General features: G+C 61.1%; 7 protein-coding genes. 4 read left to right on the top strand and 3 right to left on the bottom strand.

Translation table 11 applies throughout. From position 1 onward, the window contains the following. Window positions 1–785, top strand: a 785-nt coding sequence (locus tag HMPREF7215_RS08800; protein ID WP_009165466.1) for an MATE family efflux transporter, incomplete at its 5' end; no start/stop codon positions are given. 138 nt (window positions 786–923) lie between these two features. Here the strand turns inward: HMPREF7215_RS08800 and HMPREF7215_RS08795 are convergent. Together HMPREF7215_RS08795 and HMPREF7215_RS08790 are read right to left on the bottom strand one after the other, a co-directional pair. After that, window positions 924–2,318 carry an ATP-binding protein gene (locus tag HMPREF7215_RS08795; RefSeq protein ID WP_009165465.1) on the bottom strand — a complete coding sequence of 465 codons (1,395 nt, stop codon included), beginning with the start codon at window positions 2,316–2,318 and terminating at the stop codon, window positions 924–926. A gap of 217 nt (window positions 2,319–2,535) precedes the next feature. Beyond that, the gene (locus tag HMPREF7215_RS08790) at window positions 2,536–3,420 is read right to left on the bottom strand and encodes a YitT family protein (RefSeq protein WP_009165464.1); all 885 of its coding nucleotides are present in this window, start codon (window positions 3,418–3,420) and stop codon (window positions 2,536–2,538) included. Between the two features lie 211 nt (window positions 3,421–3,631). On the opposite strand from HMPREF7215_RS08790, the gene HMPREF7215_RS08785 reads away from it, so the two are divergent. Then, window positions 3,632–4,234 (top strand): lactate utilization protein, encoded by a 603-nt coding sequence (locus HMPREF7215_RS08785; protein ID WP_040551033.1) that lies wholly within the window; start codon window positions 3,632–3,634, stop codon window positions 4,232–4,234. A gap of 209 nt (window positions 4,235–4,443) precedes the next feature. Here the strand turns inward: HMPREF7215_RS08785 and HMPREF7215_RS08780 are convergent, their stop codons facing one another. Next, window positions 4,444–4,815 (bottom strand): RidA family protein, encoded by a 372-nt coding sequence (locus HMPREF7215_RS08780; protein ID WP_009165461.1) that lies wholly within the window; start codon window positions 4,813–4,815, stop codon window positions 4,444–4,446. 169 nt (window positions 4,816–4,984) lie between these two features. Between HMPREF7215_RS08780 and HMPREF7215_RS08775 the strand changes: the two genes are divergently transcribed. Then, window positions 4,985–5,833, top strand: coding sequence for an endonuclease/exonuclease/phosphatase family protein (locus tag HMPREF7215_RS08775; RefSeq protein ID WP_009165459.1), 849 nt, complete (start codon window positions 4,985–4,987; stop codon window positions 5,831–5,833). Between the two features lie 3 nt (window positions 5,834–5,836). After that, window positions 5,837–7,819, top strand: coding sequence for a DUF2207 domain-containing protein (locus HMPREF7215_RS08770; RefSeq protein WP_009165458.1), 1,983 nt, complete (start codon window positions 5,837–5,839; stop codon window positions 7,817–7,819). Window positions 7,820–7,949: the final 130 nt, after the last annotated feature.

The following is a 7,949-nucleotide window of genomic DNA, read 5'->3' as shown; positions in this document are numbered from 1 at the left end:
CCACGGTGGCGGCGCAGGCGGTGAGCGTGCTGCTGTCGCTGGCGGTCATCGCCCGTCGGGGGCTGCCGTTCCCGTTCAGCCGCCGCGACGTGCGCTTCAACGGGGCGGTGATCCGCCGCGTGCTGCGGCTGGGTTTTCCGATCGCGTTTCAGGACACGCTGGTGAACGTTTCCTTTCTGGCGATCACGGCGATCGTCAACACGCTGGGCGTGGTAGCGGCGGCCGGCATCGGCATCGCCGAGCGCGTCTGCGGTTTCGTGATGCTGGTGCCGTCGACCTACGGTCAGGCGATGTCGACGTTCACGGCGCAGAATGTGGGCGCCGGATTGCCGCAGCGGGCCAACCGGGCTCTGTTCTACGCGATCTTCTCGTCGTTGGCGGCGGGGCTGGTGATGGGATGGGCGTCGTACTTCCACGGCGACGCGCTGACGGGGCTGTTCGTGCAGGGGCGGCCGGAGGTGACGGCGGCGGGCTGGGATTATCTGCGCGCCTACTCCATCGACTGCCTGCTGACGTCGTTCCTGTTCTGTTTCATCGGCTACTTCAACGGCTGGGGGCGCACGACGTTCGTGATGTGGCAGGGGATCGCCGGCGCGTTCGGCGTGAGGATTCCCGTCTCGTGGCTGATGAGCCGCGCCGTGCCGGTGTCGGTGTTCAAGATCGGCTTGGCGACGCCCTGTTCGTCGCTGCTGCAGATCGTCCTGTGCGCGTTTGCGTTTTTCCGGTTCAAAAAAACAACGGCCGCGGCGTCGCTCCAGGATGGGAAAGCGCCGGAGAAAAGCTAATTTTCGAGCATCGCGCAACGCCCGGCAGCTCAGCGGCTGCCGGGCGTTGGACAAAAGTCCCCTCGCAAGTCTTTGCGTGCCGTAACAGGGCCGACGCTCTTTTCTTTGCCTTTGCACCCGCCGTAACGGCCGCAGGAATCATTGCAAGGGGCAATCCCCGTACAATTCGTGGATATCGATCATTTGAACGCCAGGTAAAGCGGCGTCGGCAAAACCCGACTTGGAAAAAAATCCGTATTTATAGCAGTTCAAGCCAGTCTTCCGGACTTGGGCGATTTCGTCGCGCATCATCTTTTCCGTGACGGGACCGTTTTTGAATTTCGCCTCGTAAAATACATACCCCTGCGGGTCGAGCGTAACGATATCGAACTCGCCGTTCATTCTGCTTTTGGGATCATCGTAATAGTAACGACCGATTTTCTCGAAGGGAACGTCCATTTGTCCCCGACGGTTTCTGCGAACCAAATACTGCCGGCAGACGTCTTCGAAAATGCGGGGCACGTATTCGGTCTCGAAATCCCGGCTGATATAGCGGTCGAAAAACGTCTCCGGCTCCATCAGGCTGAGCTGCGACAGATATCGGAAAATGTATTTGTAATAGAATAGGGAGAGATTGTCGCTGATGTAATATCCGGCTTTTTTGCGGTTGTTCTCGTCATTGAGAGGCGCTTCTTTTTTGACGACTTCCATTTTGATCAGCTTGTCCAGCACATCCACCAGGGTGGGGCCACTGGAAACGTGGGATTGGGAAAGGATATCGTTGTAACGCGAAAAGCCCCGGGCCAGAGCTTCGAACACCTCGTTTGCGTTCGTGATTTTGGAGAGTTCCGATTTAAGAAACATGACGATTTCGTTTTCGAGCCGGGCGTCCGGGGAAGCGACCAGATCGACGATGTTCTCACGGACGGTTTTGCTGCCGTCGACGAGACGGTTGTAATAGGGAATCCCGCCGAACACGCTGTACAGTCTCACTTTGTCATCGTCGCTGAAATCGCTGTAGAACAAGGACGAGTCGTAATAATCCATGGGTTTCAGGTCAAGCGACAGGTCGACGCGCCCAAACAGGGGATTTTGCGCCAGCACCATCGATTTCATCGTATCGATATAGGAGCCGCAAAGGATCAGTTTCAGCTTTGAAACGGCGCGGTAACGGTCGGCCAGACTCTGGAGGATGCTGTCCATGCCTTTGACGGCGTCACGCAGATAGGAATATTCGTCGAGGACCAAAATCAGTTCCCGCTCTTGCGCCCGGCGGAACAGATACTCGAGAACTTCTTCAATTCCCGAGAAGGCCGGGCGCGGAAAGGCGAACTTCTCGGAAAGGAGAACGGCAAGGCTCTCCACGTTGTTCATTTCCGTAGTTTGTTTGCACTCGTAATAAATTCCGAAAATATCCGTTTCCCTGAGGCATTGTTTGATCAGCTCGCTCTTGCCGACGCGCCGGCGTCCGTAAATCAGCGCGATCGTCATGGCGTCGTCGCCCAACATCTTGTGAATTCGTTTCCTTTCCCCGTCTCTACCCCAAAAAGTCATTTTTACTCGGCTCCTTCCGACTCGGTTTTGACCGAATAAAATATAATGCAGATGCGCGAAAAAATCAAATTTTGCTCAGTTGTTATCGAGTCAGCGGCGTCCAAATCTTCACCGTGGAACGCTTCATATCAGAACGCCCGGCAGCTCAGCGGCTGCCGGGCGTTGCGTTCGTCTTTTCTCGTTCTTTTGTTCGCCGTTTTCTTTCCGAAAAAAAGCGCTACGCTTCCCACTTCTTGAAACCTTCGCCGACGACTTCGGAGACGTCGCTGAGGATCAGGAACGCGGCCGGGTCGATGGAGCGTACGAAACGCTTCAGCTCCACGGCCTGGCGGCGCGTGAGGATGACCATGACCATTTCCATGGGGGCGCGGCGGTACGCGCCCTTGGCGGCCACGAGCGTGGCCGTGCGTTCCAGCGAGTCCATGATGAAGCGCACGATCTCGTCCGGCTTGCCGCTGATGACCATGACCTGCGTGCGGCGGTCGAACGACTTGATCACCCAGTCGATGACAACGGATTCCACGTAGAGGCTGAGCGCGCCCATGAGAATGCGCTCGAAATCGACGGCCACGAAGGACAGCACCAGAATGCTGACGTTGACGTAAAACGACGCCGAGCCGACGTCCAGCCCCCAGCGTTTTTTCGCCACGGCGGCCGCCACGTCCATGCCGCCGGACGAAGCGCCCTCGCGGAAGAGGATGCCCATGCCGAGGCCCCCGACGACGCCGCCGAACAGCGCGGCCAGGATCGTGTTGCCGATCAGCGGATAACGGAACATCTCGAACAGCGGCAGCGCCACGGTGGTGAGCAGCGTGTTGTACAGCGTCCAGAGCGCGAAGCGCGGCGACAGGGCTTTCCATCCCCAGACGAGCAGCAGCGCGTTGCCGCCCGTGAGCACCCAGACGGGCGAAATCCCCCAGAGGTAGTTGGTGATCAGCCCGACGCCGGTCACGCCGGTGCTGGCAAACTGATAGGGTTCGATCAGCGCGGCGATGCAGAGGCAGATGAGCAGCGTGCCGAAGGTGACGTTCAGAAACGTCCCCAACTCCCGCCGGCAGGCCGCCCGGAGCGCCAGCCCGCCGGTTTTCAACCGTTTATCCATGGACATGCCCCCTTGCAGAGCGAAAATAATCTCGAACAATCAACCGAAATATCATAACATAAAAATGGCGCGCGGAGAACTTATTCAACCGCGCTCGACGCCGCGGTTCATTTTTCGCACCGAGACGAAAACGACTTGCCTCGCGGGCAAATCCTTTTATAATAGAAGCACCGTCGGCGCCGCCGCGGGAAAAATTTTCGGAGGCGATATCATGCCCTGTGAAAAATTCATCGCCAACCTGCGCAAGAACCGTTTTCAGGCCGTTTACTTCGCTACCGCCGCCGAGGCCACCGACTATCTGGCTTCGCGGGTGCGAAACAAAACGGTGGGCTTCGGCGACTCGCACACGCTGCTGGAGATGGGGCTGGCCGAGCGGCTGCGCGAGCACAACCTCGTTTACGACCCCACGCCGCTTTCCGGCGCGGAGTTCAAGGCCGCGGCGGACCGGGCCATGACGGCGGACGTCTTCATGCTGTCGGTCAACGCCGCCGCGGAAACGGGTGAACTGGTCAACATCGACAGTTCAGGCAACCGCGTCGCCGGCTCGCTCTGGGGGCACGAAAAAGTCTATTTCGTCTTCAGCGCCGACAAGATCGAGCCGACGCTGGAAGCGGCGATCTTCCGCGCCCGCAACACGGCGGCGGTGATCAACGCCTCGCGCTTCGGCTTCAAGACGCCGTGCGCCGTCAGGGGCGACAGGTGCTACGACTGTTCGTCGCCCGACCGCATCTGCAACACGCTGGTCGTGTACATGAAAAAGGAAAAGTCGATGGACATGGAGGCCGTGATCATCGGCGAAAAGCTGGGATACTGAATTCGGAACAAAATCCGCCACGGAGAAGCAGCGAAGCGGGGAAAAACCAAAGAATACCATCCGATGAAAGACGAAAGCGCGGGGAGAAATGAACGGACCGTCACCGTTCACTTCTCCCCGCGCTTTCGTTTTTGAGACCGATGTTCGACGTTATGATCTTGTTTCGCTTCGCCGTTTCTCCGCGGCGGGCCCGTTCAAAAGCGTAATGACTACTTGACGGCCACGACCTCGATCTCGACCTTGCCGTCCTTGGGCAGCTTGGCGACCTGCACGGCGCTGCGGGCGGGGAACGGCTCCTTGAAATACTGGGCGTAGATGCCGTTCATGACAGCAAAGTCGTTCATGTCCTTGAGGAAGACGGTGGTCTTGACGACCTTGTCCATCGAGCTGCCGGCGGCTTCGAGCACGGCTTTGACGTTTTCGAGCGACTGCCTGGTCTGCTCTTCGATCGTCTCGGGCAGTTTGCCGTCGGGCGTCAGGCCGAGCTGGCCGGATGTGTAGACCATGCAATCGGTGGCGATGCCCTGCGAATAGGGACCGATGGCGCCGGGAGCCTTTGTCGTTGCGACTGCGTTTTTCATTGTGATGCTGCCTCCTTGGAATGACCAATATGAACTTCACGGGGAAATCCCCGAAATCTTTTTCAATTATACTCATCCGCGCGAGTTAAGGCAAATTTCAAGCGAACGCTTTCGCGGGCGCCGGCTGTGCTAGAATAGATTCCAGAATTTTTCACAAGGAGGAATCACCGTGAACAAAACGTTCCGCCGCGCTCTGGCCGCCGCGTTCGCCATGCTTCTGAGCGCCGCGCCGGTTTTCGCCATGACGATCGGCACGTTCAACATCGAATTCTTCACCATGAGCGGTTCCAGCGAAGACCGCTCCCAGCCCTACACGCCCGCGGACATGCGCGAGCTGGCGGATTCGATCCGCCGCAGCGGCGCCGACGTGCTGGCGCTGCAGGAGATCGAGGGCAACGCCACGATGCGCTTCTTCGTCGCCACGGCGCTGCCGGGCTGGAAATATTTCGGCAACGACACCGACAGCACGCAGGATCTGTTCTTTCTGTGGAACCCGACCAAAGTCACGCTGGTCGGGACGCCCCAGCTGTATTACGCCAACCGGACGGGACGCTTCGAGGGACGGAGCTTCAAGCTCTTCGACCGACCGCCGCTGGTGGCCCGCTTCAAGGACAACGCCTCGGGCAATATTTACACGCTGGCAAACGTCCATCTCAAAAGCATGACCACGATCGGCAGGCGCGACGCCGAAGCCGCCCGGCGCTACAATCTTGCCAAGCGCGCGGCGCAAACGGAAAAACTCAACGAGCTTGCCGCCCGTATGGAAGGGGCGCTGTTCATCCTCGGCGACTACAACAGTCCCGACCCGCAGAAGGAAGTGAGCTTCCCGCTGCTGGGGCTGCGGCACGGCTACAGCTTCGACAACTGGAACAACAATCTCGACTACATCGGCTATGTCGGCATCGGCCGCGACAAGCTGGGCGAGGTGAAGGAGACCGAGACGCGCATCCGCCACCGCTCCACAAGGCGCAAGGATCATCCAGACCACGACATTATCGCCGTCGAGATCCGGGATTAGGCCATGAGCGCCCGCCGTTCCTCCTTTGTGCGGCTTCTCGCGCTGCTTGGCGCGCTCTGTCTCGGCGGCGCGGCGCAGGCGGCAGGCGAGCCGCGGCGCGAGCGCATCCTCCGCTTCGACGTCGGCGCCACGGTCAACGAAGACGCTTCGCTGACCGTGCGCGAAGACCTCGAGTTCATCGCCATGGGAGTCAAGATCAGCCGCGGCATTATTCGCGGCATCCCCGTCCGCTATCGCGACGAGAACGGCCGTCCCATCGCCGTGGGGCTGAAGGTGCTGTCCACCTCCGTCGACGGGGTCGAACTGCCGTGGAAAGAATCGAACGAAGGGCGCGGCCGTTTTATCCGCATCGGCGACCCCAAACGGACGCTTTCACCCGGCGTCCACCGTCTGTCGCTGACCTACCGCACCACAAAGCAGCTGGGGTTTTTCGCCGACCACGACGAACTGTACTGGAACGTGACCGGCAACGACTGGGACCTGCCCATTCAGAACGCCTCATTCCGCCTCGCCCTGCCGGGCAAGTCAGCGGGCGATGGATTCGGCCGCGTCGGCTGGTACGCGGGGCGCTACGGCAGCACGTCGAGCGACGGCGCGCGTCTCGACGATTCCCGCGCCGTCGTCACCACACGGGCGTTGCAGCCCGGCGAAGGACTGACCGTCGTCTATTCGTGGCCGAAAGGCGTCGTCGCGCCGCCGCAGCCTTCCTTCGGCGAGCGCTTCGGGGATTTCGTCTCCGCCCACGGCGACGCCATTGCCAGAGGGCTGATGTGGGCCGGCACGGCGCTGGCCGCCATCTGCCTCGTCTGGGGCGCGCTGCGCGCCCGCGGCGAGCACAGCGGCGAGATCACCGTGATCCCGCTCTTTCACGCGCCCAGGGACATGACGCCCTCGCTGGCGCGGCGCCTCACGCGCGGGACCGACGACTTTGCCAGCCTCGGCGCCGAGCTGACCGCCCTGGCGGTAAACGGCGCGCTGAAAATCAGCGGCGACCGGCGCAGCGGCTACCGCCTCGAAAAGACCGGCGGCGCGCCGTCCGACGGATTGCCCGCCGCGCTGATGGACACGCTCTTCCCTTCTTCCTCCCAAGAGGCGCTGAACGTGACCAACGCCTATCGCAAACGTTTCGAAAAGTCGCTCGAACTGATCAAGGGCGACGCCAAAAAACGCGCCGAAGGCAACTTTCTCGACCGGCGCGCGCCGCTGCGCCGCGCTTATTCGGCTTTGCTGGCCGGCGCGGCGGCGGGGGCGTTGTTCCTGCTGACCGAGGCCGTCTCCGCCGAGTGGGGAGCCGTCGCCCTGCTCTTGGGCGCGCTGGCGCTCCTGTCGCTGCGGTATGCGCGGCGAGAGCCCACGCTCGCGCCGCGAAGCTTCGCACGCTCGCTCCGGAACGCCTTCGGCCTGAAGGGCTTCTTTGCGGCGCAGGCGAGCGTCTTCGTTACGGCATTGCTGGCGATGGTCGCGGCGCACAGCAGCGACCGTCCCCTTACCTTCGCGGGCGCGGCGCTGGCGCTGCTGGGACTGCCTCTGGGGAAAAGGCTGATCTTCTGGACGGACAAAGGACGGAAACAGTTCGAGCAGGCGCTGGGACTGAAAATGTTCATCACGGCCGCGGAAAAGGACCGCCTGGAGATGCTGAACGCCCCCGACGACACGCCCGCGCTTTTCGAAGAACTGCTCCCCTACGCCGTCGCCATGGACTGCGCCCAAACGTGGGCGAACCGCTTCGAAAAAGTCCTCGCCGCCGCGGCCTGGCAGCCCTCGTGGAGCGACGGTCCCGCCTGGCGCTCGGGCGCCGCAGGCACCTTATGGGGAGGAACGAGCGGCATCGCCTGCGGATTGAACGACTTCTCCAAAGACTTCTCGTCCAGCCTCGGCGCCGCCTCGCGCGCCCCCGGCTCGTCCTCCGGCGGCAGCTTCGAAGGCTCGTCCGGCGGCGGCTTTTCCGGCGGAGGCGGAGGCGGCGGCGGGGGGCGCGGGTGGTAGATGGTAGAGTTCAGTTCCAACAATCAAGAACGAAAACGACAACAACACAGCCCGTCCCCCCCCAAAGATCGACGGGCTGTGTTGTTAGATTTACGCTTGCTCTTTTAATATCTCCAGAAGTCAATTGCAA

The organism is Pyramidobacter piscolens W5455 (assembly GCF_000177335.1).
Lineage (GTDB): Bacteria > Synergistota > Synergistia > Synergistales > Dethiosulfovibrionaceae > Pyramidobacter > Pyramidobacter piscolens.
This window is presented reverse-complemented; position numbering and strand designations above follow the sequence as displayed.

What these genes read in the sequence shown, in the direction of transcription:
- HMPREF7215_RS08795 (WP_009165465.1), bottom strand. Translation starts at nt 2,318, where the DNA reads ATGACTTTTTGGGGTAGAGACGGGGAAAGGAAACGAATTCACAAGATG.
- HMPREF7215_RS08790 (WP_009165464.1), bottom strand. Translation starts at nt 3,420, where the DNA reads ATGGATAAACGGTTGAAAACCGGCGGGCTGGCGCTCCGGGCGGCCTGC.
- HMPREF7215_RS08785 (WP_040551033.1), top strand. Translation starts at nt 3,632, where the DNA reads ATGCCCTGTGAAAAATTCATCGCCAACCTGCGCAAGAACCGTTTTCAG.
- HMPREF7215_RS08780 (WP_009165461.1), bottom strand. Translation starts at nt 4,815, where the DNA reads ATGAAAAACGCAGTCGCAACGACAAAGGCTCCCGGCGCCATCGGTCCC.
- HMPREF7215_RS08770 (WP_009165458.1), top strand. Translation starts at nt 5,837, where the DNA reads ATGAGCGCCCGCCGTTCCTCCTTTGTGCGGCTTCTCGCGCTGCTTGGC.